Consider the following 26,724-nt stretch of genomic DNA (forward strand, 5'->3'; position numbering starts at 1 on the left):
ATCATATCCTCATATCAATACTATTAAGGTCATAAATGGTCTTAGGGTTCATTAAATCATCAATAGATTGTAGATCAAAGGATTTATCCTTCTTCTCAACTGATTTTATACTTATGTTATATCCTTTGAAACTTAATGAATCTACTAGATTTATACTGTAACTTCTAATCATGTCTGCTGTTGTTTTATCTGGTGATTTAAAGCTTATGTTTACATTTTTGCCCCTTATCTCAATAATACTTTCAATATATCCCAAGCTTGGCATATTAACGCATATGACTATGGTTGCATTTGATATGTCTACTTTTTTATTTTTATTGCCTCTTTCAAATACAAAAATCTCGACATCAGTCTTTTTTTCATTTATTATTATGGGAATGTATAGATAATTAACATGATTATTTATTGATTTTATAAAACTTATCATATCTCTAATATTCATCATACTTTGTTTTAATTCATAGCTCATATTCTTATTCTCTTCTATAATAGTTTCAAGTTGAGCCAATGTTCTTAAAAGTTCATTGCTTTTATCAATATTTTCAGCTATAGTCAACTCCTCGGGTTTGAGATAAAGCTCATTTAGGCGTAAAATAATGGATTGAATCCTTGGGTCGGAAATATTTTTCATACCTTCTATTATTTTATCAACATATTGGGTAAAAATAGGACTCTTATTGCTTATTTGCCTATATATAAATAGATTTTTTGGTGTCACTTCTATTTTTTTGGATAACAGAAATAAAAGTTTTTCTAAGTCAGCTTCTTTTATGGCATTAGCAGCTTCCAGCGATTCATGGACAAGCAGCTTAAGTTGGATAGCTAAACCTCCATCAAGCTTATAGTCATCTATTATTTTTCCAATAATATTATTTAAAGTATTGCTGTCATTATTACTACTGATATTTTCTTCTTTCCCAATATTTACAATTATATTTTCCATTTCTGGAGAAGAGGTCAACCTGGGCAAATTGTGCAAAGGTGTATTAATAATATCATCTTCGGATAATGCTAAAGCCAGGATTTCTTCTATGTTTTTATTTCTGAATGAGTCGCATGTTTTAATCAGGTAATTTATGTAATCCATAATATCTTTACTGATAGGTTGATTATACTTTATTAATGCCTTCAGGATTTCTACATTTTGTTCTGTTATGCTTAATCCAAGGCTTTGAAGTCCATTCGCAATGTTTTCATTTGATAGTTGTTTATTCTCCGTTGGCTTTAATATTTTTGCAAAGATAGTATCAGCCTTCATATCAGTTACCACTAATTGAATGATTGAACCCTTTTCAACAGCTATTTTTGGGTCTATTGCAGCATCAATATTCTGCTGGGAAGAAAGCTTTATGACTACTCTTCCTTCCCTTGTATCCACAACTCTTCCCTTTAAGACATCACCAATTTTAAGGGCTCTTACAAACTCTTCTCTATGTATATCTTTTGTCTTTATGTTTGTTGATGTAACTCTCATATAATCACCAACTATATGTTCTTGGTAAAACTTCTTCTATGTATAGGCAGCAATCCAAAATTTCTTATGGATTCTATATGTTGTTTTGTCCCATAGCCTTTATGCTTTCCAAAACCATATTGTGGGTATTTCTTGTCATACTCACCTAGAATCCTATCCCTTGTCACTTTAGCTACTATAGAAGCAGCCGCTATGGAAATACTCAGGCTATCACCTTTTACGATAGAAATCTGATGTATAGGAACATTTATTAATTTTTCTGCATCTATCAAAATACAGTCTGGTTTAACCTTTAGATTGCTTATTGCCATTTCCATAGCCATAAATGTGGCCTGCTTAATATTTATTTCGTCTATTGTCTTTTCATCCACTATACCGGTACCTATGGAAATGGCTTTATTGCAAATCTCATCATATAGAAACTCCCTTTTTGCCTCTGACAGTTTCTTTGAATCATTTATACCTGGTATTACTATATTGGGATCTAGAATTACTGCAGCAGCAACAACAGGTCCAGCCAGAGGACCTCGACCTGCTTCATCTATGCCCGCAATATATTTGTATCCATCGTGAAAGCATTTGCTTTCAAACAGCATCATCTTCTCTAATCTGCTTTTTTCTTTTTCGTCATACTTAATTCTTATAGCCATTATTATTCTAGAGGATATCTTCCGGCTTCTCCAAGGTAATGAAACCAATTCTACCGCTTCTGAAATCATCCAATATCAATGCAGCCGTTCTATTGGTATCAACCTCATCACCAGGAAGAATGCAACCTCTTTTCCTCCCTATTTTATTCATTATGATCTCTACATCTGAGTCTGGATCAAGTTCAACATTATATCTTTTATATAATTTATCGGGGAAATCCTTTAAAGCCTTTAATATGAATTTTTTAGACAATTCTTGTATATCAAGTATTTCATCCTTAATTGCTCCCGTAAACGCGAGATTTAGTCCTACATTTTCATCATCAAATTTAGGCCATAATATACCTGGGGTGTCTAGCAGTTCAAAATCTTCGTTGACCCTAATCCATTGCTTTGATTTTGTTACACCCGGCCTATCCCCTGTTTGTGCAATGCTTCTGTTGGCAAGTTTATTAATAAGTGTAGATTTTCCTACATTAGGTATTCCTATTACTAAGGCTCTTATGGTCTTGTGCCTTAATCCTTTCTTTTTTAGCTTGTCTATCTCTTCCTTCATTAATTTCTTACTCTCTTTAAGTATATCCTTCAAGCCTGTGCCCTTTGCTGCATTTGCCAGTATTGGTGTAATACCTTTTTGTTCAAAGTATTTTTTCCATTCAATATTTGCCTGTGGATCAGCAATATCACTTTTATTCAAAACCACTATTCTTTTTTTGTTTCCTACTATTTCATCCACATCTGGGTTTCTGCTGCTGATAGGGATTCTTGCATCTAATAACTCAATGACGATATCAACCAGCTTCAATTCTTCTGTTATCTTTCTCCTTGCTTTGGCCATATGGCCTGGATACCATTGTATGTTCATAAATATCACTCTCCAAGAGTATTATATACTATTTATTAAAGAAAGGGCTGATATAAATATCAGCCCCCATCCTTTCATAATATAAAGGAAGACATTATCACTTCCTTTACATCATATTCCTATAAAACTTCTTTAATTTTAGCAGCCTTACCTGTTCTTTGTCTCATATAGTTAAGCTTAGCTCTTCTAACTTTACCTTTTCTAACAACTTCAATTCTATCAATTCTAGGCGAATGAATCGGGAAAGTTCTTTCAACGCCTACTCCGTAAGCTACTCTTCTAACTGTGAAGTTCTCTGTCAAGCCACCGCCTTGCCTTTTAAGTACAAAGCCTTCAAAAGCCTGTAATCTCTCACGAGAACCTTCTACAACCTTAACAAACACTCTAACAGTGTCACCAACATTAAAGTCAGGGATATCCTTTTTCATTTGTTCGCTCTCAATCATTCTAATCAGATCCATGTTGTCCCTCCTTCCCTCATAGACGTTCATATCTTTAAGACAGCGGACCGCCCGTTTTAACATTGAAATTATATCATATGAATATGTTATATGCAATAAAAATGAAAATTTATTTTATTCAAAAATTATTTTGCTTAAAATCTCCTGTTCCTCTTTTGTCAGTGTAGCTTTTTTTATAAGATCAGGTCTTTTTATATATGTTTCTTTTATTGATTGATATTTTCTCCATTTTTCTATGTTCTCATGATGTCCTGAAAGCAAAACTTCCGGAACCTTCATACCCCTGAACTCTACAGGTCGGGTATATTGCGGATATTCCAACAATCCATCGCTGAAGGTCTCAATATTATGTGAGTCTTCTTCTTTTAATACCCCAGGCAATAACCTTGCAGTAGCATCAACCACTGCCATTGCTGCAATTTCTCCACCAGTAAGCACATAGTCCCCGATAGATATCTCTTCATCTACAAGAGTATCTACCACTCTTTGGTCTATGCCTTCATAGTGTCCACATATTATGATGATATTATTATACTGTAGAAGCTCTTTAGCTTTGCTTTGAGTAAATGTCTGTCCTTTTGGACTCATTAGAAGTACATGAGCTTTATCATCAAGACCTTCACTTATTTTCTCAACTGCTGAGAATATAGGCTGGCATTGCAGAACCATACCAAGTCCGCCACCATAGGGGTAGTCATCTACTCTTCTGTGCTTATCTACGGAATAGTCCCTCAGATTGTGAAAATTCAATTTTAATGCTCCCTTATTTCTTGCTCTGCCTATTATGCTGACTCCTAAAACAGCTTCAAACATCTCAGGAAATAGGGTAATAATATCAAATCTCATCTATACCAAACCTTCCGGTAATTCAACAATGATTTCTTCATTATCTATATCAATTTTCTTAAACACACTTTTTAAGCCTGGTATTAAAATTTCTCTATCATCTGATTTTACAACAAATACATCATTGCTCCCGGTTCGAAGCACATCTTTTACCTTTCCTAAAATCTCACCAGATTCTGTCCTTACTTCGATACCTATTAAATCACAGATTAAATAGGTATCCTTCGGAAGCTTAACAGTATCCTTCCTATGAACCTTAATATACTTATTTCTCAGCTTCTCAGCAGAATTAACATCATCAATACCAATGAACTTGATGATAACCATATTCTTTATATATTTTACACCGGCAACATGAAGAACCTTCAATTCATTATCTTCTTCAACATATACATGATTCACTTGATCAAATCTGTTTATATCATCAGTTAAGGGGTATACTTTTACTTCCCCTTTTATGCCATGAGTATTTACGATCTGACCAATGCTGATGTATTCCAACATATTCTCACCTATAATAGACTATAATATGGAGGTTGCTATCAAGCCTCCATATTATAGTATTTCCACTATGACTTTCTTATCCGTTTTGGCAGCTGCTGATTTTACAACAGTTCTTATAGCTTTCGCTATTCTGCCTTGTTTTCCAATTACTTTTCCCATATCTTCAGGAGCAACAGTTAACTCTATGATGATTGATTTGTCTCCTTCAATCTCTTTAACCCTAACTTCTTCAGGTTTATCAACTAGAGCTTTTGCAATGACTTCAATCAAATCTTTCAAACTCAACACTCCCAATAGATTCTATTCTATTATTCCCGTCTTCTTCAGTAATGATTTAACAGTATCTGAAGGCTGTGCTCCAGTAGCCAACCATTTCTTTGCTTTTTCAGCATCAATCTTAATTACTGATGGTTCTGTTATAGGATTATAGTAACCTATTTCCTCAATAAACTTACCATCTCTTGGGGATCTTGAATCAGCAACTACAACCCTGTAGAAAGGTGCTTTCTTTGCTCCCATTCTTCTTAGTCTTATTTTAACTGCCATTATTTCACCTCCTTCTAAAATTATTGAAACTTAAAACTATCTAAAGAAAGGCAGTTTCATTTTTCCTTTCTTAATACCTTTTTCCATATCAGCAAATTGCTTCATCATTTTTCTTGTCTGTTCAAAATTCTTAATGACTTTGTTAACATCCTGAATTTTTGTACCGCTTCCCATGGCTATTCTCTTTCTTCTGCTCCCATTCAATATAGAAGGATCAAGTCTTTCTTTTCTGGTCATAGATTTAATTATTGCCTCAACCTTTATAAGCTCTTTATCATCTACTTCCATACCTTTTAACTTGCTGGCATTCATGCCAGGTATCATATCCATTATCTGGCTTAAGGGTCCCATTTTCTTCATTTGCTGAAGCTGATCAAGAAAGTCCTCGAAAGTGAATTGCTGAGTTCTGATTTTCTTTTCCAGTTCCCTTGCTTTTTTCTCATCTATGGTAGATTGGGCTTTTTCTATAAGGCTTAACACATCGCCCATTCCCAATATTCTGGAAGCCATTCTGTCAGGATGAAAGGGCTCCAGATCCGACATCTTTTCGCCCATTCCTGCAAATTTAATTGGTTTTCCTGTCACAGCTTTTATGGATAAAGCTGCTCCACCTCTAGTGTCCCCATCCAGCTTTGTAAGTATTATGCCGTCAAGCCCAAGTTTTTCGTTAAAGCTTTGAGCTACATTTACCGCATCCTGACCCGTCATTGAATCAACAACTAACATTATCTCTGTAGGCCTTATGTTTTCCTTAATTTCTATAAGTTCTTCCATAAGTTCTTCATCTATATGGAGTCTTCCTGCTGTATCAACTATTAATACATCATTGCCTGACTTTGATGCATGTTCAATTGCTGCTTTGCAAATATCAACAGGTTTTGCCTTATCACCGATGGAGAAAACATCAACATCTACCTGACCCGCTACTACACTAAGCTGCTTAATAGCTGCAGGTCTGTAAATATCACAGGCTACAAGCAGTGGTTTTTTGCCTTGTTTTTTGAGATTTAAGGCCAACTTCCCACATGTGGTAGTTTTACCGGCACCTTGTAATCCTGTCATCATAATTATCGTAGGAGCTTTCGGTGAAAAAACTATCTTGCTCTGAGTACTGCCCATGAGTTGGGTAAGCTCATCATTAACTATCTTAATAACCTGTTGTCCAGGAGTCAGACTTTCCATAACTTCATGGCCTACTGCCCTTTCGGTTACTCTTGCTATAAAATCCTTTACAACCTTGAAGTTAACATCAGCTTCCAATAGAGCCATTTTAACTTCTCTCATTGCCTCTTTAACATCTTTTTCATTTAATTTGCCGCTACCCTTGAGTTTTTTCAAGGTTTCCTGCAGCTTATTAGCTAAACCTTCAAAAGCCATTAAATCTCCTCCCGGATACTTATTCAAGCTTCTCAATAAAATTTTTGATGCTCTTAATCTTATTTTTTACTTCTGATATATTATCATGATCTCCAGTTAATATCTCGTTCAACATATTGGTTATCTTAGATAGTATGGATTTATGCTGAAGAAATTTATCCACTAATCCTAATCTGGTTTCATATTCAATCAAAGTTGTCTCTGCTCGCTTAAGGGTATCGTATACTCCTTGTCTGCTGATTCCTATTTGTTCAGATATTTCACTCAAAGACAGATCGTCAGTATAGTACATCTCCATAATATCTCTTTGCTTTTCAGTCAATAATTGACCATAAAAATCATACAGTAATGTTTTTTGTACTATATCTTCTATCATAGCATACACCCCAAAATACCTATGTAAAGTTATTAACATTTAAATTGGTATTTTAAATGAAATAACGACTCTTGTCAACAAAATTATTCAGAGAATAACGCATTTACAAAATCTACTGCATTGAATTCCTGTAAATCATCTATTTTCTCTCCAACACCTACAAGTCTAACTGGAATATTTAGTTCTGACTTAATTGCAATTACTATGCCTCCTTTTGCGGTTCCATCCAGTTTAGTCAGTACTATCCCAGTAATGTCGGCTGCCTCTTTAAACACCTTCGCTTGTATAATAGCATTTTGTCCAGTAGTAGCGTCCAACACCAGATATACTTCTCTGTTGGCTTCCGGATACTCCCTGTCAATAACCCTGAATATCTTCTTCAATTCTTCCATCAGATTCTTTTTGTTGTGCAGTCTTCCTGCGGTGTCACATATGACAACATCTGTCTTTCTTGATTTTGCTGCACTTATAGCATCATAGATAATAGCCGCCGGATCTGAACCCTCCTGATGCTTTATTATATCAACACCGACTCTATTGCTCCATATCTCCAGCTGTTCTATTGCAGCAGCTCTGAAAGTATCAGCAGCAGCAATCAACACTTTTTTACCCGCTTTCTTGTATCTATTTGCTATCTTACCAACAGAAGTGGTTTTTCCTACTCCATTGACTCCTATAACCACAATTATCTGAGGATATTCATTTTTTGGCGGTTCAACATTCTCAGACATGAGTGCTAAAATCTCATCTTTTAGTAAGTCTATAACAGCTTTAGGATCACTTACTTTCTCTTCCTTTACTTTTTTTCTTACTCCATCAAGGAGCCTCATAGTGGTTTCAACACCCACATCTGAAGTTATCAATATTTCTTCCAATTCTTCAAATAAATCTTCATCTATTGATTTGAAGCTGCTTATCACTGAGTTTAGTCTGTCTGTAATGTTTTTTCTGGTTTTAAATAAACCATCCTTTAATTTTTTAAAGAAGGATCCTTTGTTTTCTGTCTCTTCAGCCTCTTCTTCAGCCTCGGTTTTCGGTTCTTCTTCCTTCTCTTCTGATATTTCCTGATCTTCCTGATCCATCTCTTCAATAATTAGCTTTTCAATTTCCTCATCGCTTAAATATTCTTCATCTTCCTGAGCATCTGGCTCCTTAACATTATCTTCAGCAAGCTTTTCTTCCTTTACATCCTTATTTTTTTTAAATAGTCTTTTAAAAAAATCTGACATTATTAATCCTCCTACATTATTTAACTAACCTTATCTTCAAGTTTAACGGACAACAGTTTGGAAGTTCCTGTGTCATCCATGGTCACACCGTATAAGCAATCCGCCGCTTCCATACTTCCCTTTCTATGGGTTATTATTATAAACTGTGTCAAAAACTCCTCCAGAAACATTGCATATCTATCTACATTTGCATCATCCAGCGCTGAATCTATTTCGTCTAAAACACAAAATGGAGCTGGTTTCATCTTTAATATTGCGAACAAAAGAGCTATTGCTGTCAATGCTCTTTCGCCGCCAGATAGCAGCATTAAGTTCTGAAGCTTTTTGTTTGGGGGCTTTGCAATTATCTCAATGTCTGAATTTAGAACATCATCACTATCAGTTAAAACCACCTGGGCCTTTCCACCGCCAAACAATTTAATAAACACTTCATTGAAATTAATATTGATTTTATTAAACTCTTCGATAAACTGTCTTTTCATATACTTGGTTATCTCATCTATCACTTTTATTAATGACTCTTTAGCCTTTATCAGATCTTCCATCTGTTTTCTAAGAAATTCATATCTTTGGTTTAATTTCTCATACTCTTCAACCGCATTAACATTGATAGTACCCAAATCCCTTATTTCCTCTTTCAATTCCTCGCATCTTTTTGATGCTTTGCTTAAGTTAAAATCTTCCATCCTAATCTCCAGGGCTTTCCTATAACTCATTTCGTAAGTATCCAGCAGCTTAAACTCCAAATTCTCAATTTCCATTTCTACCTTAACTTTTACCATATCAGTTTTATGCATATTACTTTGTATATTGCTCAGTTCTTGCTGCAATTGCTTTATTTTTTCTTCCAGGTCCTCAAAATACTTTGATTTATTAATTCTACATTCTTCAAGAGATTCAAGTTCTTTTTGTCTATCTAAGTGTTTTCCGATTATTGCTTCTATGTCCCTTTTATTTTCATTCTTTTTTTCATTGATTGCTATTATTTCATTTTTACAATCATTTATTTCATCAACTATTTTTTCAATCCTTATATTAATTTCTTGAATATCTGAATTGCTTCTCTCTATATTTTGCTTCAAAGACAAAATCTGTTGTTTTATTTCAGCCTCTTTTATTTTTAGTGAAGTTATTAGATTATAAAAATCCTTACTTTGCTCTTTTTTCGCTTTCAGCTCCTCCTGCAGCAATACTATATCTTTCTCAATAATATCTATTTCCTCTTTATGTTGTTCCAATTCCTGCTCTAAGATATCTATTTTTGTTATTGTCTCATCCTTTTGTGATGATAATTCCTGTAATTCCTTATTGTTTATAGATATTTTGCTTTTTATGATATCCAAATCGTTATTTAGTATAATTAACCTGTTCTTCTTATTGTTTATCTCAATTTCTAGGCTATGAAGACTCTCAGTGCAATGATTTATTTCGTTTTCACATATATCAAGCTCATCCTTGTGTATCTCAATACTTTTCCCTAATCTGTCCAATTCTTTTAGAGTTCGGGAGTAATCTGTTTTAAGTTCAGCAATTTGACTTTTTCTGGTTATTATGTTGGAAGCGTGAGAACCTAAGCTTCCTCCTGTTATGGCACCGCCAGGACTTAACAATTCTCCTTCTAGCGTGACAATCCTATATGTATAGTTGGATGCTTTTGCTAGTTTTATTGCAGTATTCATATTATCTACTATAATAATCCTGCCTAATAGATGATATATTATGTTTTTATACTCCTTTTCATAACTCACCATATCAGCAGCAATCCCTACTACTCCGGGCATTTCAAGGTATTTCTTTTCATTGTGACTAAAGCTTTTTGCCTTGATTGAGCTGATAGGGAGAAATGTAGCCCTGCCTAGTTTATTCTTCTTCAAAAATTCAATAAGCAATTTTGCATCTTCTTCATCATCTGTAATTATATTTTGAACCGATGAACCCAATGCAACTTCAATGGCAGTAGCATAATGAGAATCTACTGATATTATCTCACCTACTGCTCCACGAAAACCTGATATATTCTTTTTTATATCCTGATACTTCATGAGTATTGTCTTTACTGTTTTATTATAGCCTCCATAATCTCTTTCCATCTCCTCAAGGAGCTTTAATCTTGATATAACATTATCCTTTCTTGACCTGGTTTCAATAAGCCGCTCTTGGAGCTCCTTCAGTAATTCCAGTGTCTCTTCCCTTTTATTTGCCAATTCTTTTCTCTTATCTATAAGCTTTACAGTATTGCTTTCAATCTCCTGTATCTCCGAGTTGTTCTTCTCCAGCAAAGATGTTTTATCTTCATATTGTCCCAAAAGAAGCGCATTATCAATATTTAGCTGATTAACTCTATTGTCAACACTTGTTTTTATTGATATAAGGCTATTTATGCTGTTTTTTCTATCTGAGCATTTGTTAAGCAGATTTATGTGTTCTCCTTTAACTTCCTCAATCTTATTCTCTAATTCATCTATTGAGGAAAACTTAGATTTATACTCCTCTTCCTTGGAACCTATTTCCTGCAATAATTCATTAATCTGCTGTTCATATGATTCAATTAGTCTGTTGTCATTTTCTATAGCAGCATGCAAATCAACCTTTTGCAGCTTAAGATTATCTTCTTCTTTATTCAGCTTGTCCATATTAGCATTGACAAAAGATTCTTTTTCTTCAAGTAGCCTTGCCTCACCCTCTAATTTTTCTTTTTGATTCATAAGATTATGAATTTCTTCACTGGTACTTTGAATTTTTGACTCTAACTCTTTGATAAAGGATTTATATTCATCTTTATCATGATTATACCTCTCTATCTCTGATTCTTTATCTGCTTGGAGCTTATTCAGTTCTTCCATTTTGCTTATTATGTCACTAAGCTTTTCCTTATTTTTTTCAATGTTATTGATTATAAGATTTACTTCCTGTACTTTAAGTTCTTCCATAAGTTTTATATACTTCTTAGCCATCTCGGCTTGATGACTTAAAGGAACTAATTGGTTATTTATTTCATTTATTATATCTTCTATTCTTTCGATATTTTTTTCTGTATGTTCAAGCTTTTTTTCTGATTCAGCCTTCCTATGCTTATATTTTGTTATGCCTGCTGCTTCTTCAAATATAATTCTTCTTCCGTCCGACTTGTTATTTAAAATATCGTCTATTCTTCCTTGTCCAATAATGGAGTACCCCTCTTTACCTATGCCTGTGTCCATAAGCATTTCAACAATATCTTTCAGTCTGCACTGGGTTTTATTGATATAGTATTCGCTCTCACCTGAACGATACATCCTTCTGGTTATACTGATTTCATTAAAGGCTACGTCTATTGCTTTATCTGAATTGTCTAGCACAAGGGTAACCTCTGCAAAACCAGAGGCTTTTTTCTTATCACTACCTGCAAAAATAACATCCTCCATCTTATTGCCCCTGAGAGCTTTTACACTCTGTTCTCCGATTACCCATCTGATAGCATCTGCTATATTGCTTTTGCCACTTCCATTAGGCCCTACAATAGCATTGATACCCCTGGTAAAATTAATATGAGTTTTATCTGAGAAAGATTTAAAACCTATAATCTCTAACTCTTTGAGATACATATAAACACTCCTATAATATGTAAATTCATCCATGCAATATTTTAATTCTAACATATGTTTAAAAAGTTGAAAAGCTAAAGCCTGTCGCTTTTATACAACAGGCTTTAGCTTTGATATTTATATTTATCTTGGCTCTATAATAAATTTTATAGCTGTCCTATCTTCTCCGTCAATCTGAATCTCAGAAAAGGCAGGTATTACAACAATATCAATACCATTTGGTGCGACAAAACCTCTAGTAATCGCTATCGCCTTAACCGCTTGATTTACAGCTCCTGCTCCTACAGCTTGTACTTCAGCTGTAGCTCTCTCTCTCAATACTGCCGCTAAAGCTCCTGCAACAGATTTAGGTTGTGATTGAGCTGACACTTTTAGCACTTCCATAATTCGATACCCCCTGTAAAACATTAAAAATATTGCGATTGATTATATATTCTATATTTGGTTTATAATTCCTTCAAAAACTTATTTTATGGTAAAAAGTATTTTTAGACAATTTAATTGTTTTTTCGCCACATGTCACTGCTACAGTACCCATATCAATAGAGGTATCTTCCTTGAAAGTTATAGTTTTATCCCTGTATAGGTTTTTAAGAAACTCATAATTTGACCTTCTTTGTCCTAAAACTGCGGAAAAATCCTTTGGATTTGACAATATTTCTATAGCATTTATTCCGCTAGTTTTGATGGTCTCTAACATATATAATATCATATCCTTGTATATCTCAGCTTCAACAAGCTGTCTCATGGATGGATGATAGGGTCCTGCTACCACATTATCTCCCATGCTTAAATCATCAGTAGGCTGAAGTCCGATTCTTATAACCTTTATCCCTGACTTTTCCAAGTAAATCAACATCTTCTTAGATATACTTACAGCTTCATCTAAAGTCAGGGGCTTATAAAGTCCCTTTCTATACATTTCTTCCAGATAAGTGTCCTTTATGACCAAAACAGGGTATATTCTTGCAATATTGGGCTTTAGATCAACTATTTGCTTCACTGTCTCCATGGCTTTTTCTTCATCGTCTTTTGGCAATCCAACCATCAGTTGGGCACCAACAATAAACCCTTCATTTTTCAGCAATGATATTGCATTCATAACATCTTCAGGGCTGTGTCCCCTTTTCGCTATATCCAACACTTCCCTATTCATGGATTGAATTCCTAATTCAACAATATTAGCTCCATATTTCTTTAAATTATTTATAATATCTTTATTTATATAATCCGGTCTTGTGGAAAGCCTGATTGTGTCAATCTTGCCCTTAACAAGGTATTTATTAGCCAGAGCCAGAAACTTATTCTGATCTTCCCAGGGTATTCCTGTGAAACTACCTCCGAAGAAAGCTATTTCTACAGTCCTATTATTAGAATCTATAGTTTCCAGATATCTTTCAATAATTTCTTCTGCATCTTCCACAGTAATATTTTCTAGTTGGCCAGTTATCTTCTTTTGATTACAAAAAATGCAATCATGGGGACATCCAAGATGAGGTATAAAAATAGGAATAATATAATGTCTCTTACTCATTTGTCACACCTAAGGATGTAATTGCGTTTTTCGCAGCAGATTGCTGCGCATCCTTCTTGCTCTTCCCTACACCCTTTCCGATCAACTTGCCGCTAAGATACACAGCCATCTGAAACTCTTTTGAATGATCCGGTCCTTTTTCTGATAGCAATCTATATTCAATTGTCCCCATATTATATTTTTGAATATACTCCTGCAAAAAAGACTTATAATCATTAAACGTTCTGTTTTTTATGGATGATTCTATGCTTTCTTTCATAAAAGATAATACAAAGTCTTCTGTTTTCTTCATGCCTCCATCTAAATATATTGCTGCAATTAAAGCCTCAACAGCATCTGCAAGTATAGAAACCCTTTTTCGTCCCCCTGTATTTTCTTCTCCTTTACTAAGGTAGATATATTCTCCGATTCTTAATTTTTTTGCAGTTATATACAAAGATTTCTCACACACAATATTAGCTCTTATCCTAGTCATTTGCCCTTCAGAAACATCTTTTAATCTGTTAAACAGATGAAAGCTTATTATCATGGATAATATAGAATCTCCTAAAAACTCCAACCTTTCATTATAGGGTTTCAAATCATCTTGTCCGTGAGCATAGGAACTATGAGTCAGGGCAGTATTTAAAAGCTGCTTATCAGAAAACTTATAATTTATTATCTCTTCGAATTCCTGAAGGGATTTCAAGCGCTTATCATCCATAGTATCTTTTTTTCCTTTCAAAACTAAAATCAGATTATACGACTATAGTATAACATCTACTTATATTTTTTCAATATTATTGAAGCATTATGCCCACCAAAACCAAGAGAGTTTGACATAGCATAGTTAACTACTGCTTTCCTGGCATTATTGGGCACATAATCAAGATCGCAGTTCTCATCCTTGGATTCATAGTTTATGGTTGGAGGCACTATTCCTTCGCTGATAGCCATAATACATGCTATCGCCTCTACTCCTCCTGCTGCGCCTAACAAATGACCTGTCATAGACTTTGTAGAGCTTACCATCACATTGTAAGCATAATCACCCATAAGTTTTTTTATTGCCATGGTTTCAAATTTGTCATTTAATTCCGTTGAAGTACCATGAGCATTTATATAATTAATTTCTTTTGGTTCTATTCCTGCATCTTCTACAGCTCTTTTCATAGCTTTATATGCACCTTCTCCTTCTGGAGCAGGTGCCGTAATATGATATGCATCAGCTGTAGCACCATAGCCAACTATTTCTCCATATATTCTAGCTCCTCTTTTAATTGCGTGCTCCATATCTTCCAATATGAGGATACCAGCACCTTCTCCCATTACAAAGCCATCTCTATCCTTATCAAAGGGTCTGGAAGCTTTCTTCGGCTCTTCATTTCTCTGGGATAATGCTTTCATTGAGCAAAATCCTGCAATTGCCATAGGAGTTATTGAAGCCTCTGTGCCTCCTGTGATCATTATATCAGCGTCATTTCTTTGAATTATTTTATATGCCTCACCAATTGCATTAGTCGCTGATGCACATGCTGTAACAACTGTCATATTTGGTCCCTTTGCATTAAAGGTCATTGATATATATCCGGCACCAATATTGGATATCATCATAGGAATAAAAAATGGGCTAACTCTGCCGGGTCCCTTCTCAATCATAACATTATACTGATTCTCCAGGGTTTCCAAGCCGCCAATACCTGAACCTATACATACTCCAAATCTATCTTGATCCAAAGCATTAATATCTAAAGAAGCATCATCAATAGCCATTTTTGAAGCTGCTACTGCAAACTGAGTATATCTATCCATTCTCTTGGCTTCTTTCTTATCAATGAAATCTATAGGGTTAAAATCTCTTACCTCAGCAGCAATCTTTGTGCTTAATCCCTCTGTATCGAATTTGGTAATCTTATCAACACCGGATTTTCCTTCCTTCAAGCTTTTAAAGAAACTATCTTTACCTATACCAATAGGAGAAATGACCCCTAAGCCTGTTATAGCAACCCTCTTTTTACTCAATATCTTCCTCTCCTTAAACAGTATTTATATATTGTATTTTTCTGTGAATTATAGCAAAAAAAGAAGCCCCGATTAACGGGACTAACTTTCTTATTGATTATTCTTTATGTAGTCGACTACATCTCCTACAGTAACAAGTTTTTCTGCTTCCTCATCAGGTATCTCTATATCAAATTCTTCTTCAAGAGCCATTAATAATTCAACAATATCCAGTGAATCTGCTCCTAAATCTTCAATGAAGGAAGACTCCATAGTAATATCTTCTGAATCTATGCTGAGCTGTTCAGCAATCTTTTCTTGTACTTTCTCAAAAATCATAAGTCTCACCTCCCTTCAGAGATTATATTATGATAATATTACATAACCATTCCACCGTCAATATTTATTACTTGGCCAGTAATATAATCCGAATAGTCTGACGCTAAAAACAATGCTGCATTTGCCACATCTTCTGGGTTCCCAGGTCTTTTCAGTGGTATGGCATTAGCAAATTGTTCTTTAACCTTATCTGAAAGTACAGCTGTCATATCTGTTTCAATAAACCCTGGAGCTATGGCATTTACTGTAATTCCCCTTGAGCCTAATTCTTTAGCAACAGATTTAGTGAAACCTATGATACCAGCTTTTGCTGCGGCATAATTGGATTGTCCCGCATTACCTATTATACCTACAACAGAAGCTATGTTGATTATTTTACCTTTTCTTTGTTTCATCATGACTTTACTTACAGCTTTAGTGAAGTTGAATGTGCCTTTCAAATTCGTATTCACAACTTTATCAAAATCATCTTCATTCATTCTTAAAAGAAGATTATCCTTTGTTATTCCCGCATTATTCACTAATATATCTATGCTGCCATATTGATTTAATACTCTATCAACTAAATTTTCTGCTTCTAAGTAGTTGGATACATCTGCTTTAATTACTTCTGCCTTAACACCATATGCCATGGCTTCTCTTGCCACTTCCTGTGCAGCCTCGTCACTGCTTGAGTAATTTATTATTACATTAGCCCCAGCTTTAGCAAAGGAAAGAGCTATTGTTCTTCCTATGCCTCTGGATGCTCCAGTAATAATGGCAGTTTTACCCTTTAATTGCATTCCAATCTCTCCCTGATATTTTCTATTGTATTATTCAAAGACTCCAAATCCTCCACATTATATATAGAAACATTCTTATCTATCTTTTTAACAAATGCGGATAAGGATTTTCCTGGGCCTACCTCTATAAAGGTGTCAACACCTTGACTAATCATATTCTTAATACTGTCCTCCCATAGCACAGAAGAACTAACCTGCTCTACAAGCAATTTCTTTATTTCATATTTATCCTTTATAATCTGAGCATTTACATTTGATATAACAGGAATCTTCATATCATTGAACTTGATTTTATCTAATTCTTCAGATAGTCTTTGCCCTGCACTTTTCAGCAAACTTGAATGAAATGGAGCGCTTACAGGCAATACTTTTACTCTCTTTGCTCCTCTTTCTTTCAATAGATTGCAAGCTACTTCAATAGCCCTGGTATGTCCTGCAATCACTACCTGTCCTGGACAATTATAATTTGCAGCCTCTACAACCCCATACCCTGAAGCCATTTTCAGGCAATGGGTAATTTCTGTTCTGTCTATTCCCATTACCGCAGCCATGGTTCCTTCCCCTACTGGCACCGCTTCTTGCATGAACTTTCCCCTCTTCTTTACAACAGCTACTGCATCCTCAAAGGATATAGCATTTGAAGTAACTAAGGCAGAATATTCCCCCAAGCTTAAGCCTGCCGCCATTGTAGGCTCAACACCATGTAATTTCAAAACCTCAAATAATGCTACGCTGGTTGTCAGGATGGAAGGCTGTGTGTTCTCTGTTTTTTTAAGTTCTTCTTCATCACCTTCAAAGCACAGCTTTTTCATATCGATTCCAAGTATGTCACTTGCTTTATCAAAAATATCCATTGCTTCCTTATAGTTATCTGCGATTTCTTTACCCATTCCCATATATTGAGCACCCTGCCCTGGAAATATGCATGCCACTTTAATCAAGCTTTTCACCTCTGACAATATTATTTAATCCATCAATTATAGAATCACATTCTGCAATAATTGTATTAATTATTTCTTTTACTGGCTTTATATCTTTTATTAATCCGCTTATCTGGCCTGCCATAACAGAACCCATATCAACATCTCCATCTACACAGGCCATTCTCAATCTACCTGTCCCTAATTTTTCAATCTCTTCAACAGATGCTCCGGATTTTTCTAGCTTATCAAATTCCTTATATAGTTTGTTCTTTATTATCCTTACAGGATGGCCAGTGCTTCTGCCTGTCACAACAGTTCCCCTGTCCCCTGCTTTAACTATGGCTCTTTTATAATTTTCATGTACAGTACATTCTTCTGAACATACAAATATTGTGCCTAACTGGACCCCCTGAGCCCCTAGACTTAAAGCAGACATAAGCCCTCTCCCGTCTGCTATACCTCCTGCAGCTATAACAGGTATTTTCACTGCATCTGATACTTGGGGGACTAAAACCATGGTAGTTAATTCACCGATATGGCCACCGGCTTCGGTGCCTTCTGCAATAACAGCATCTGCACCAATTTGCTCCATTTTCTTTGCCAAAGCCACCGAGGGCACTACAGGTATAACCTTTATGCCTTGCTCCTTTAGTTTTGGAATATATTTTCCCGGATTACCTGCACCTGTTGTTATGACAGGAACCTTTTCTTCATAGACTAAATCCATTATTTCCTCAACGAAGGGAGAGAGGAGCATTATATTAACACCATAAGGCTTATCAGTTAAACTTCTTACTTTATTTATTTCTTTTCTTATAACATCTGCAGGTGCGTTCCCGGCTCCAATTATTCCAAGTCCTCCTGCATTTGAAACAGCTGCTGCCAGCTCTGCAGTTGCTACCCAAGCCATTCCCCCTTGAATTATGGGGTATTGAATATTCAATAGATCGCAAAGTCTTGTTTTTATCATATATACTCCTCCAATACTAAGCCCATCTCAAAACTATAGAACCCCAGGTTAAGCCTCCGCCAAAACCTACCAGAACAACTACATCACCTTTGCTAAGTTTATTGGCTTTGTTTGCTTCATCTAAAGCCACAGCTATTGACGCTGCTGACATATTTCCATACTTATCAATATTTACAAACACTTTATCCTTCGGAATCTTTAATCTTTTAGTAGCAGACTCAATTATTCGAATGTTTGCCTGGTGTGGTATTAAATAATCAATGTCTTTTTTATCTAATCCACACATTTCCAAGGCTTTTTCTGCAGCTTCACCCATTATTTTTATGGCAAATTTAAATACTTCAGAGCCATCCATCTTGGTATAGTGCAATCTATTAGCTAAAGTTTCCATAGAAGCAGGCATTCTTGATCCCCCTGCAGGGAGCTTCAGCAGATCTCCTCCTCTGCCATCGGAACCTGTGTATGAAGCCAATATTCCATTGTTTTCTTCCACACTAGATACTACTGCTGCTCCGGCACCGTCACCAAATAAAACACATGTGTTTCTATCACTATAATCAGTTATTTTTGATAGGGTTTCTGCACCAATTACCAATATATACTTTGCGCTGCCGGTTTTGATAAATTTTTCTGCTATGCTTAATCCATAAATAAATCCTGAACATGCTGCACTTATATCAAAGGCTGACGCATTTATTGCTCCAATATTTTTTTGTACAATACATGCGGTTGAGGGAAAGGACATATCAGGTGTTACTGTGGCTACAATAATCATATCCAAATCCTCCGGATTTAGGTTTGCGTCTTCAATAGCTTTGAGCGCCGCATATGTAGCAATATCTGAAGTAGCAACACTCTCCTCTGCCTTTCTTCTTTCTTTTATACCTGTTCTGGATACTATCCATTCATCGTTGGTATCAAGCCTTTCTTCAAAATAACTGTTGGTCAGCACTGTCTCAGGCATATAACTTCCAGTTCCAATTATACCTGCTGCCTTTATTTCATTATTCAACATCATTCACTCCTGTGTCTTTTAAGTCCATCATTATTCTATCTATGCAATTATTATCATAAAGCAGTTTCGCCTGTCTGATAGCATTCATTATAGCCTTTCTGTCTGAACTGCCATGAGCTTTTATCATAATGCCGTTGATGCCCAGGAAAGGCGCACCACCATATTCTTTATAATCAAATCTCTTTTTAAAGCTCCTGAAACTATTCTTTAAAAGCAAAGCACCAAATTTAGATACAGTGGATTTCATCAACTCTTCTTTCAATAGACTCATAATCGTTGAAGCCAACCCTTCTGTGTTTTTAAGAACCACATTTCCGGCAAACCCATCACATACCAAAACATCACAAATACCGGAGAATATATCTCTTGCTTCAACATTGCCTACAAAATTTAAATTACTGCCTTTCAATAGCTCATAACTCTGCTTAGTCAAATCATTGCCTTTGCTTTCTTCCGTACCCACATTCAGCAATCCTATTCTTGGAGACTGTATACCTACAACCTTCTCCATATATATGGAGCCCATTAATGCAAATTGTAACAAATTCTTAGGTTTACAATCCATATTTGCACCTGCATCTATCAACATGCAAACACCTTTTTCCGTTGGCAGCAATGGTGCCAACGCTGGTCTATCTATACCTTTTATCCTTCCTACCTTCAGCAGCGATCCGGCTAGAAAGGCACCAGTGTTTCCTGCGGAAAGGAATGCATGGCACTGTCCATCCTTCACCATTTTTAGGCCTATTACCATTGATGAATCTTTTTTCTGTTTTATAGCCTGAACTGGTGCATCCTCTCCTGTTATAACCTCATCTGCATGAACGATATGTATACTTCCCTTTGCAGGCTTTATTCCATTTAAGTGTTTCTCAATTTCCTTCTCATTACCTATCAAGTAAATTTCAATTCCATATTCATTAGCTGCATCAATACAACCTTCAACAACAGCTTTAGGAGCATTATCTCCGCCCATGGCGTCAATTGCAATTTTCATACTTTACTCCTCCTTGCGATTAAATGATACTAATATAAATTTACCTCTAAATACCTCAACATTTTTTACCTTTATGAAAACCCAGACGAAGTATTTGTTTCCTCTAGTTCTAACTACTTCAGCCTTCGCAATCAGTTTATCACCTGCAAAAACCGGATTTCTATATTTTATATTAGCTACACCTATCAAAGCAACATTAGCATCTATTACTGCAATTGCAAGCGATTCAGCCTGAGCAAAAATATGGCTTCCCCTTACTACATTGGTTTTTTCAAAGGCCATTGAAATATCAGTCTCTAACATGGATATACCACTTACACCAAGATTAAGATCCAACAACTCTCCAACTATTTCTTTACCAGTAATTGATTTAACCTTAAGGTAGTTATTCTCTGCAACATTCTTTATTCTTTCTCTTAGTTCAGGTATTCCCAACTCTAACCTATCCAATCTTATGGTCTGGATGCTCACATTAAAGAATTCAGAAAGCTCATCATCTGTTAAAAAGGGATCCGTCTCAATCTTTTTTAGCAGAGCCTTTTGTCGCTCCCTTTTCCCCAGCCCCTTTCTCATATGGGCACCTCCTTATACTATCTATATATAGTACCTGATACTAATATCAAGTATATAACATAACCATGCATATATGCAACAGTAAATTCAAAAAAAATAATAACAGCGGTTTTGTCCGCTGTTATACTAATTATTCTCCTACTTCTATAACCGTTCTATCCTTATAATACCCACAGGATTTGCATACTCTATGAGGTAATTTGAGCTCATGGCATTGAGGGCATTCTATAAGTCCTGGCACAGTAAGTTTCCAGTTTGCTCTTCTTTTATCCCTTCTTGATTTAGAGACTTTTCTTTTAGGTAAACCCAATCTCAGCACCTCCTTACTTTTTCTCAAGAAAGCTGCTCAATATCTGCAGCCTAGGATCAACTTCATCAAATGTACAATCACATTCATCAATATTTTTATTCTTGCCGCATTTAGGACACAAACCTTTGCAGTCCGTTTTACATAGTGGTTTCATGGTCATTTGGGAAGTAATTTCATTTATCACTATCTCATCTAATGATATTATATCTCCCTTGAGCGGATGTGCATCTTCCTTTTGCTCATTTGAGCTTTTTACAAACACATAATCAGCATCAAAGTTAATTTCTTCATCATATGAGCTAAGGCATCTAGAGCAATTCCTATTGATTTTGGTTTTAATATTCATATTTACTCTTATTTTACCTTCATAGTTTATTGCATAGCCCTCAACCTTCACAGGTTCTGTGATGTGTATTTGCTCTCCAAAAAACTCAATACTGCTGTCATCGATATCTTCAAAAAAATAAAATTCCTTCTTATGGCCTTCATTTTTCAAGATATCTGCTACATTTATCTCCATTAAACCACCTCAGCTTAATTGACAAATTTTATTATACAAAGCAATGTATCTTTTGTCAAGAAAAAATCCTTTACTGAACCATGCTGCATATTTTAATAAATGGCAGGCTTCCCTGCCATTTATTCCTCTATTTTTTTATTTTTCTATAAGCTCCTTCGTATCTCTTGCAATCATTAGTTCTTCGTTTGTAGGAATCAATAATACTTTAACCTTTGATCCTGCTTTTGATACATCTACTTCTTTACCTCTTACATTATTCTTCTCAGAATCCACTTCTACACCTAAGAACTCAAGGCCTTCACAAATATCAGCTCTCATAGAAGCTGAATTTTCACCTAAACCTGCAGTAAATACAATGGCATCAATTCCACCCATTGCTGCTGCATAAGCTCCTATATATTTTCTTACTCTATATGCGAAAAGTTTAAGAGCAAGCGCTGCTCTCTCATTTCCTTTTTCTGCAGCTTCCTCAATATCTCTAAAATCGCTGCTTACGCCAGACACACCAAGGACACCTGATTGTTTATTAAGCAATTTGTCTACACCATTCAAATCTAAGCCTTCTTTTTCAGCTATGAACTTAACAATGGCTGGGTCCAAATCTCCACATCTTGTTCCCATCGCCAAACCTTCAAGAGGGGTAAATCCCATGCTGGTGTCTACTGATTTACCATTCTTCACAGCAGCAACACTTGCACCATTTCCAAGATGGCAAGTCACTATCTTTAAATCCTCAATGTTCTTCCCTAGCAATGCAGCAGCTCTTTGTGAAACATATTTGTGGGAAGTTCCATGGAATCCATATCTTCTTACACCATATTTCTCATATAGTTCATAGGGCAGCGCATAAATATATGCTTCTTTTGGCATAGTCTGATGGAAAGCTGTATCAAATACTCCTACCATAGGTACTCCAGGCATTAACTGTTGGCAAGCCTCTATACCGATAATGTTTGGCGGGTTATGTAGAGGTGCTAAATCGATACATTCTTTCAATGCATTAACAACCTCTTCAGTGATAACTACTGAACAAGCAAATTTTTCACCTGCGTGAACAACTCTATGTCCAACAGCATTTATCTCCTTCATATCTTTTATAACGCCATACTTCTCATTCATCAAAGCATCAATTACATTCTTTAATGCTTCCTTATGAGTAGGCATGTCTTCTTCAATGACAACCTTTTCTCCATTTTTGGGCTGATGTTTCAACACAGAACCTTCTATTCCTATTCTTTCCACAAGTCCTTTTGCTTCAACTTCTTCGTTTTCCATATTTATCAACTGGTACTTAAGTGAAGAACTACCACAGTTGACAACAAATATCTTCATTACAATACCTCCTAATTATAAATGTTCAACCATTATTCTTTTCTATATAAAATGATAATATCCTTCTTTCTTAGTATAATTATTTCATAATTCTTAGGGAAGTATAAATTATATTAGCGTTATTTTGACTATATGAATTAAAAATACTTCCAATGGAAGCATTTCTTATAATGAAAGATTATTTATGATAATATATATATATATTTTAATACCATTTCAATTTATTATCCCGAGGTGCTGTTTTATGAAAGTAGTAGGTATAATTGCTGAATATAATCCTTTCCACAATGGCCATAAATACCATCTTGAATTATCCAAAAAGATGTGTGATGCCCAATACTCCGTTGCTGTAATGAGTGGTAACTTCCTACAAAGAGGAGAGCCAGCTCTTTTTGATAAATGGACTCGTGCAAAAATGGCAGTGTTGAATGGAGTTGATTTAGTTATAGAACTGCCCGTTATTTTTTCCTGTCAGGTTGCAGAATTATTTGCTTTTGGTGCTGTTAAAATATTGAATTCATTGGGAATAGTTGATTATTTAAGCTTCGGCAGTGAAAATGGAAACATAGAAGAGCTCTATGATATAGCTGAAGCTTTGTTAAACGAACCTGTGGAAATAAGCAATGAAATAAAGCATCTAATGGATAAAGGCTTGACTTATTCAAAGGCTTTGGGCGATACATACAACAAATATTACGGTAACATCCTATCCTATCCCAATAATGTATTAGGTATAGAATATATAAAATCTATTTTGCTTCTTAATAGTGCAATAAAACCTGTGACAGTAAAACGAGTCATGAACAATTATAATGATGCTTATTTCACTGGCACTATATCCAGTGCAACGGCAATAAGAAAAGCATTAAAAGAAAATCTTTTTATAGAAGATATACAAGCTTCTACGCCGGAAGCTTCATGGAATATTATCCAAGATAGCATAATGATTAAAAAAGGACCTGTTTTCTGGGAAGATTTCACTGATATGCTTTTATACCAAATCAGAAAATCCAACTATCAGGATATAGAGAGCCTCCCGGACATAAAAGAAGGTCTTGAGTATAGAATTAAAAAAGCAGGTAATATTTCTACCTGCTTTGAAGAGTTGATTGATTTATTGAAAACAAAGCGATATACCAGAACCTTTTTGCAAAGAAGCTTATGTCATCTGCTTTTAGGCATAAATAAAGAAGATTTAAAGCATGCCAAAGAAGCACAAGCACCAATTTATATCAGAATTCTTGCTCTTAATAAAAAAGGTAGAGATTTATTAAAAGAAATCAGAAAAAACACTGATTATCCAATAGTAAATAAACCTGCTAACTTCAAACCTGATTCATCATATCTAGATAGAATCTTTGAACTGGATGTCAGAACAACCGATATATACAACTTAGGCTACAAAAATAATGATTATAGAATGGCTGGAATGGATTACATGACTTCCCCATTTTATGCAGACTCGTTATAATAGTTTTTTAAAGCTTCTTCTATCTTTGGAAAAGCCTCTAGCGCAGCCCTTTTTCCTTCTTCTACGCATAAGTCAACCCTTGTAAAATCCAGAGGGTTGATATTTTTTACTATGGGATCGATTATAATATAGTCCTCTGTTAATTTGTTTTCTGTAATTGTATTTTCCATGGTTTCTATACTCTGTAAAATGATTTCAAACAGGTTCTTGGGCTTCAAATTATTTTGCCCCCTACATACATCTACTGCAATAACTATGTCTGCTCCCATTTCTTTCACCAAACTTGCAGGTACCCTTTCTATAACGCCTCCATCTACTAATATCATATCATCGATTTCCACGGGACAGAATATGCCGGGGATGGAAATGCTTGCTCTTATAGCCTTCCAAAGAGGACCCTTATCAAAAACATATCTTTTAGAACTCGTCAAATCTGTTGCAACAATATTTATAGGTATTTCAACATCTTCTATGTTTCTATCCCTCGTCAGTATTCTAAATAGCTCTTCTGCCTTTTTTCCTGCCAATAAACCTTTTTTTGAAACCGCTGGATCCATCCAGATATCAGCTTTCATATTTTCTGCCAGTTTTATCATCATATCAACATCAATTCCACAAGAATATAAAGCACCTATCAAAGCACCTATGCTGCTTCCTGCTATGCAATGGGGTTTTATTCCGCTTTCTTCCAATGCCTTAAGCACTCCTAGATGCGCCAATCCCTTTGAAGCTCCCGAACCAAGTGCTAAACCAATTTTCGGTTCTTTTAGCATAAGAAAACCAGCTCCTAAACCAATTTATTGAAAATAACAAGTATAGTTATGGTTTCGATTAATATAATATAATAACCCATCTTTAATATTAGGTGATGCTATGAGTAGAAAAAATATTCCTGTATACACTAATGCTTTAATATTTGTTTTCATTGTATCCAGTATAATCATATTTCCCGAAGAAACATTTAAGGCCTCATTAGAAGGCCTAAATCTATGGTTTAATGTGGTATGTCCTGCCCTATTGCCATTTTTTATATGTGCAGAAATATTAATCGGATTAGGTGTTGTTAGTTTTCTAGGGAGCATATTCAGACCTCTAATGAGTATTATATTCAATATCCCCGGTGAAGGTGCCTTTGCATTTGTAATGAGTATAGCTTCTGGGTATCCTGTTGGTGCAAAAATCATTGCCAGCTTCAGAAGCAATAATCAATGTACCAAAGTTGAAGCTCAAAGAATGATAAGCCTCTGCAGTACCTCCGGCCCCCTATTTATTATTGGAGCTGTATCAGTAGGCATGCTTAAAAAACCTGAAATTGCTCCTTTACTATTATTGTCCCATTATCTATCAGCAATAAGCTGTGGTTTGATAATGAAATTTTATAAGAAAAGTGAAAAATCAAAAGTCAATACACCTATAGGTAATCCTTTCAAGGAAATGATCAAATATAGAGAAAAGGATAATAGAAGCATAGGGCAGTTAATGGGAGATTCTGTTAAGAACGGTATTAGTTTAGTTCTGCTAGTAGGTGGATATATAATAATATTTTCTGTAATTTCAAGAATTATAAGGGTTACTGGATTACTAACCCTTATAACTAATTTTATAAATCTTCTGCCCTTTATCAACATCAAGGATAGTCGAAATGTTTCAATGGTTATAACGGGAATTCTCGAGGTGACCAACGGTATAAAAGAATGTGCCCCTCTTTATTTGCCTGACATAGTAAAAGCCTCAATAGTCAGCTTTTTTATAGGTTTCGGTGGTTTATCCATAAATGCTCAAGTATCAGGTATAATTCAAAACACTGATATAAGCTTCTTCATATACTTTATGATGAAAATACTCCAAGGTGCCTTTGCTTCGCTATACACATTGCTCTTAAGCAAAATAGCCAATCTTCCTGTGTTCAATACATATTCTCTATACCCAAGTTATGACCCATTATCCTGGCACGGAACAATAGCTCTGTCAGTAAAGTTTTTAGCCACATATTTATTGTTTTTGTTTTTATTATCCATCTTAGTATACATAGCTACATCTATAAAAGCCATAAAAAAATAAGCTGG

General features: G+C 35.2%; 29 protein-coding genes. 2 read left to right on the plus strand and 27 right to left on the minus strand.

Annotated elements, in window-relative coordinates; translation table 11 throughout:
* Position 1 precedes the first annotated feature (1 nt).
* The 26 genes from ACESM9_RS00355 to ACESM9_RS00480 all read right to left on the minus strand — a co-directional run bounded on the left by ACESM9_RS00355 (position 2) and on the right by ACESM9_RS00480 (position 23,187).
* Positions 2-1,474, minus strand: a complete 1,473-nt coding sequence (locus ACESM9_RS00355; RefSeq protein WP_372994122.1) for a hypothetical protein — start codon at positions 1,472-1,474, stop codon at positions 2-4.
* A gap of 11 nt (positions 1,475-1,485) precedes the next feature.
* Entirely contained in the window at positions 1,486-2,124 is a 639-nt protein-coding gene (locus tag ACESM9_RS00360) for a ribonuclease HII (RefSeq protein ID WP_372994124.1), read from the minus strand.
* 7 nt (positions 2,125-2,131) lie between these two features.
* Positions 2,132-2,989, minus strand: a complete 858-nt coding sequence (gene ylqF / locus ACESM9_RS00365) for a ribosome biogenesis GTPase YlqF (protein ID WP_372994126.1) — start codon at positions 2,987-2,989, stop codon at positions 2,132-2,134.
* A 119-nt stretch (positions 2,990-3,108) separates the two neighbouring features.
* A complete protein-coding gene (gene rplS, locus ACESM9_RS00370; protein WP_372994128.1) occupies positions 3,109-3,450 on the minus strand; it encodes a 50S ribosomal protein L19 in 342 nt (113 codons plus the stop codon).
* A gap of 114 nt (positions 3,451-3,564) precedes the next feature.
* A complete protein-coding gene (trmD, locus tag ACESM9_RS00375; protein ID WP_372994130.1) occupies positions 3,565-4,296 on the minus strand; it encodes a tRNA (guanosine(37)-N1)-methyltransferase TrmD in 732 nt (243 codons plus the stop codon).
* Entirely contained in the window at positions 4,297-4,800 is a 504-nt protein-coding gene (gene rimM / locus ACESM9_RS00380) for a ribosome maturation factor RimM (protein ID WP_372994132.1), read from the minus strand.
* Positions 4,801-4,851: 51 nt separating this feature from the next.
* Positions 4,852-5,079 (minus strand): KH domain-containing protein, encoded by a 228-nt coding sequence (locus tag ACESM9_RS00385; protein WP_372994134.1) that lies wholly within the window; start codon positions 5,077-5,079, stop codon positions 4,852-4,854.
* A 21-nt stretch (positions 5,080-5,100) separates the two neighbouring features.
* Positions 5,101-5,346: a 30S ribosomal protein S16 gene (gene rpsP, locus ACESM9_RS00390; protein ID WP_372994136.1), complete on the minus strand. Its 246-nt coding sequence runs from the start codon at positions 5,344-5,346 to the stop codon at positions 5,101-5,103.
* Between the two features lie 36 nt (positions 5,347-5,382).
* Complete coding sequence (gene ffh / locus ACESM9_RS00395; RefSeq protein WP_372994138.1) at positions 5,383-6,723, minus strand: signal recognition particle protein; 1,341 nt, start codon at positions 6,721-6,723, stop codon at positions 5,383-5,385.
* Between the two features lie 19 nt (positions 6,724-6,742).
* Positions 6,743-7,099, minus strand: coding sequence for a YlxM family DNA-binding protein (gene ylxM / locus ACESM9_RS00400; protein ID WP_372994140.1), 357 nt, complete (start codon positions 7,097-7,099; stop codon positions 6,743-6,745).
* Between the two features lie 83 nt (positions 7,100-7,182).
* Entirely contained in the window at positions 7,183-8,328 is a 1,146-nt protein-coding gene (ftsY, locus tag ACESM9_RS00405) for a signal recognition particle-docking protein FtsY (protein WP_372994142.1), read from the minus strand.
* A gap of 20 nt (positions 8,329-8,348) precedes the next feature.
* A complete protein-coding gene (gene smc / locus ACESM9_RS00410) occupies positions 8,349-11,912 on the minus strand; it encodes a chromosome segregation protein SMC (RefSeq protein WP_372994144.1) in 3,564 nt (1,187 codons plus the stop codon).
* 123 nt (positions 11,913-12,035) lie between these two features.
* A complete protein-coding gene (locus ACESM9_RS00415; protein ID WP_372994146.1) occupies positions 12,036-12,296 on the minus strand; it encodes a stage V sporulation protein S in 261 nt (86 codons plus the stop codon).
* 73 nt (positions 12,297-12,369) lie between these two features.
* The gene (locus ACESM9_RS00420) at positions 12,370-13,446 is read right to left on the minus strand and encodes an elongator complex protein 3 (RefSeq protein ID WP_372994148.1); all 1,077 of its coding nucleotides are present in this window, start codon (positions 13,444-13,446) and stop codon (positions 12,370-12,372) included.
* Entirely contained in the window at positions 13,439-14,149 is a 711-nt protein-coding gene (rnc, locus tag ACESM9_RS00425) for a ribonuclease III (protein WP_372994150.1), read from the minus strand. Before rnc ends, ACESM9_RS00420 begins: the two co-directional genes overlap by 8 nt.
* Positions 14,150-14,205: 56 nt before the next feature.
* Positions 14,206-15,447, minus strand: coding sequence for a beta-ketoacyl-ACP synthase II (fabF, locus tag ACESM9_RS00430; RefSeq protein ID WP_372994152.1), 1,242 nt, complete (start codon positions 15,445-15,447; stop codon positions 14,206-14,208).
* A gap of 90 nt (positions 15,448-15,537) precedes the next feature.
* Positions 15,538-15,765, minus strand: a complete 228-nt coding sequence (gene acpP, locus ACESM9_RS00435) for an acyl carrier protein (protein ID WP_323430279.1) — start codon at positions 15,763-15,765, stop codon at positions 15,538-15,540.
* Between the two features lie 38 nt (positions 15,766-15,803).
* Entirely contained in the window at positions 15,804-16,547 is a 744-nt protein-coding gene (fabG, locus tag ACESM9_RS00440; protein WP_372994154.1) for a 3-oxoacyl-[acyl-carrier-protein] reductase, read from the minus strand.
* On the minus strand, positions 16,538-17,488 hold the full coding sequence (gene fabD / locus ACESM9_RS00445) for an ACP S-malonyltransferase (RefSeq protein WP_372994156.1): 951 nt from the start codon (positions 17,486-17,488) through the stop codon (positions 16,538-16,540). The genes fabG and fabD overlap by 10 nt, the downstream gene beginning before the upstream one ends.
* A complete protein-coding gene (fabK, locus tag ACESM9_RS00450) occupies positions 17,481-18,440 on the minus strand; it encodes an enoyl-[acyl-carrier-protein] reductase FabK (RefSeq protein ID WP_372994158.1) in 960 nt (319 codons plus the stop codon). Before fabK ends, fabD begins: the two co-directional genes overlap by 8 nt.
* A 16-nt stretch (positions 18,441-18,456) precedes the next feature.
* Positions 18,457-19,458, minus strand: a complete 1,002-nt coding sequence (locus ACESM9_RS00455) for a beta-ketoacyl-ACP synthase III (protein WP_372994160.1) — start codon at positions 19,456-19,458, stop codon at positions 18,457-18,459.
* The gene (gene plsX, locus ACESM9_RS00460) at positions 19,445-20,452 is read right to left on the minus strand and encodes a phosphate acyltransferase PlsX (RefSeq protein ID WP_372994162.1); all 1,008 of its coding nucleotides are present in this window, start codon (positions 20,450-20,452) and stop codon (positions 19,445-19,447) included. The genes ACESM9_RS00455 and plsX overlap by 14 nt, the downstream gene beginning before the upstream one ends.
* A 3-nt stretch (positions 20,453-20,455) precedes the next feature.
* Positions 20,456-21,025, minus strand: a complete 570-nt coding sequence (fapR, locus tag ACESM9_RS00465) for a transcription factor FapR (protein ID WP_372994164.1) — start codon at positions 21,023-21,025, stop codon at positions 20,456-20,458.
* 130 nt (positions 21,026-21,155) lie between these two features.
* On the minus strand, positions 21,156-21,335 hold the full coding sequence (gene rpmF / locus ACESM9_RS00470; RefSeq protein ID WP_372994166.1) for a 50S ribosomal protein L32: 180 nt from the start codon (positions 21,333-21,335) through the stop codon (positions 21,156-21,158).
* Positions 21,336-21,348: 13 nt separating this feature from the next.
* A complete protein-coding gene (locus tag ACESM9_RS00475; protein ID WP_372994168.1) occupies positions 21,349-21,855 on the minus strand; it encodes a YceD family protein in 507 nt (168 codons plus the stop codon).
* Positions 21,856-21,990: 135 nt separating this feature from the next.
* A complete protein-coding gene (locus ACESM9_RS00480; protein ID WP_372994170.1) occupies positions 21,991-23,187 on the minus strand; it encodes an acetate/propionate family kinase in 1,197 nt (398 codons plus the stop codon).
* A 244-nt stretch (positions 23,188-23,431) separates the two neighbouring features.
* Here ACESM9_RS00480 and ACESM9_RS00485 point away from each other — a divergent pair, with 244 nt between their 5' ends.
* Complete coding sequence (locus ACESM9_RS00485; RefSeq protein ID WP_372994172.1) at positions 23,432-24,658, plus strand: nucleotidyltransferase; 1,227 nt, start codon at positions 23,432-23,434, stop codon at positions 24,656-24,658.
* Here the strand turns inward: ACESM9_RS00485 and ACESM9_RS00490 are convergent.
* On the minus strand, positions 24,640-25,431 hold the full coding sequence (locus ACESM9_RS00490; protein ID WP_372994174.1) for a patatin-like phospholipase family protein: 792 nt from the start codon (positions 25,429-25,431) through the stop codon (positions 24,640-24,642). The genes ACESM9_RS00485 and ACESM9_RS00490 overlap by 19 nt on opposite strands.
* Positions 25,432-25,531: 100 nt before the next feature.
* On the opposite strand from ACESM9_RS00490, the gene ylbJ reads away from it, so the two are divergent.
* A complete protein-coding gene (ylbJ, locus tag ACESM9_RS00495; protein WP_372994176.1) occupies positions 25,532-26,719 on the plus strand; it encodes a sporulation integral membrane protein YlbJ in 1,188 nt (395 codons plus the stop codon).
* The last annotated feature ends 5 nt before the right edge of the window (positions 26,720-26,724 follow it).

Source organism: Lutispora sp., assembly GCF_041687175.1.
GTDB lineage: Bacteria > Bacillota > Clostridia > Lutisporales > Lutisporaceae > Lutispora.

Bases quoted from the DNA above. Each gene is read 5' to 3' on its own strand.
- ACESM9_RS00355 (WP_372994122.1), bottom strand. From the start codon at position 1,474: ATGAGAGTTACATCAACAAACATAAAGACAAAAGATATACATAGAGAA.
- ACESM9_RS00360 (WP_372994124.1), bottom strand. From the start codon at position 2,124: ATGGCTATAAGAATTAAGTATGACGAAAAAGAAAAAAGCAGATTAGAG.
- ylqF (WP_372994126.1), bottom strand. From the start codon at position 2,989: ATGAACATACAATGGTATCCAGGCCATATGGCCAAAGCAAGGAGAAAG.
- rplS (WP_372994128.1), bottom strand. From the start codon at position 3,450: ATGGATCTGATTAGAATGATTGAGAGCGAACAAATGAAAAAGGATATC.
- trmD (WP_372994130.1), bottom strand. From the start codon at position 4,296: ATGAGATTTGATATTATTACCCTATTTCCTGAGATGTTTGAAGCTGTT.
- rimM (WP_372994132.1), bottom strand. From the start codon at position 4,800: ATGTTGGAATACATCAGCATTGGTCAGATCGTAAATACTCATGGCATA.
- rpsP (WP_372994136.1), bottom strand. From the start codon at position 5,346: ATGGCAGTTAAAATAAGACTAAGAAGAATGGGAGCAAAGAAAGCACCT.
- ffh (WP_372994138.1), bottom strand. From the start codon at position 6,723: ATGGCTTTTGAAGGTTTAGCTAATAAGCTGCAGGAAACCTTGAAAAAA.
- ylxM (WP_372994140.1), bottom strand. From the start codon at position 7,099: ATGATAGAAGATATAGTACAAAAAACATTACTGTATGATTTTTATGGT.
- ftsY (WP_372994142.1), bottom strand. From the start codon at position 8,328: ATGTCAGATTTTTTTAAAAGACTATTTAAAAAAAATAAGGATGTAAAG.
- smc (WP_372994144.1), bottom strand. From the start codon at position 11,912: ATGTATCTCAAAGAGTTAGAGATTATAGGTTTTAAATCTTTCTCAGAT.
- ACESM9_RS00415 (WP_372994146.1), bottom strand. From the start codon at position 12,296: ATGGAAGTGCTAAAAGTGTCAGCTCAATCACAACCTAAATCTGTTGCA.
- ACESM9_RS00420 (WP_372994148.1), bottom strand. From the start codon at position 13,446: ATGAGTAAGAGACATTATATTATTCCTATTTTTATACCTCATCTTGGA.
- rnc (WP_372994150.1), bottom strand. From the start codon at position 14,149: ATGGATGATAAGCGCTTGAAATCCCTTCAGGAATTCGAAGAGATAATA.
- acpP (WP_323430279.1), bottom strand. From the start codon at position 15,765: ATGATTTTTGAGAAAGTACAAGAAAAGATTGCTGAACAGCTCAGCATA.
- fabG (WP_372994154.1), bottom strand. From the start codon at position 16,547: ATGCAATTAAAGGGTAAAACTGCCATTATTACTGGAGCATCCAGAGGC.
- fabK (WP_372994158.1), bottom strand. From the start codon at position 18,440: ATGATAAAAACAAGACTTTGCGATCTATTGAATATTCAATACCCCATA.
- ACESM9_RS00455 (WP_372994160.1), bottom strand. From the start codon at position 19,458: ATGATGTTGAATAATGAAATAAAGGCAGCAGGTATAATTGGAACTGGA.
- plsX (WP_372994162.1), bottom strand. From the start codon at position 20,452: ATGAAAATTGCAATTGACGCCATGGGCGGAGATAATGCTCCTAAAGCT.
- fapR (WP_372994164.1), bottom strand. From the start codon at position 21,025: ATGAGAAAGGGGCTGGGGAAAAGGGAGCGACAAAAGGCTCTGCTAAAA.
- ACESM9_RS00475 (WP_372994168.1), bottom strand. From the start codon at position 21,855: ATGGAGATAAATGTAGCAGATATCTTGAAAAATGAAGGCCATAAGAAG.
- ACESM9_RS00480 (WP_372994170.1), bottom strand. From the start codon at position 23,187: ATGAAGATATTTGTTGTCAACTGTGGTAGTTCTTCACTTAAGTACCAG.
- ACESM9_RS00485 (WP_372994172.1), top strand. From the start codon at position 23,432: ATGAAAGTAGTAGGTATAATTGCTGAATATAATCCTTTCCACAATGGC.
- ACESM9_RS00490 (WP_372994174.1), bottom strand. From the start codon at position 25,431: ATGCTAAAAGAACCGAAAATTGGTTTAGCACTTGGTTCGGGAGCTTCA.
- ylbJ (WP_372994176.1), top strand. From the start codon at position 25,532: ATGAGTAGAAAAAATATTCCTGTATACACTAATGCTTTAATATTTGTT.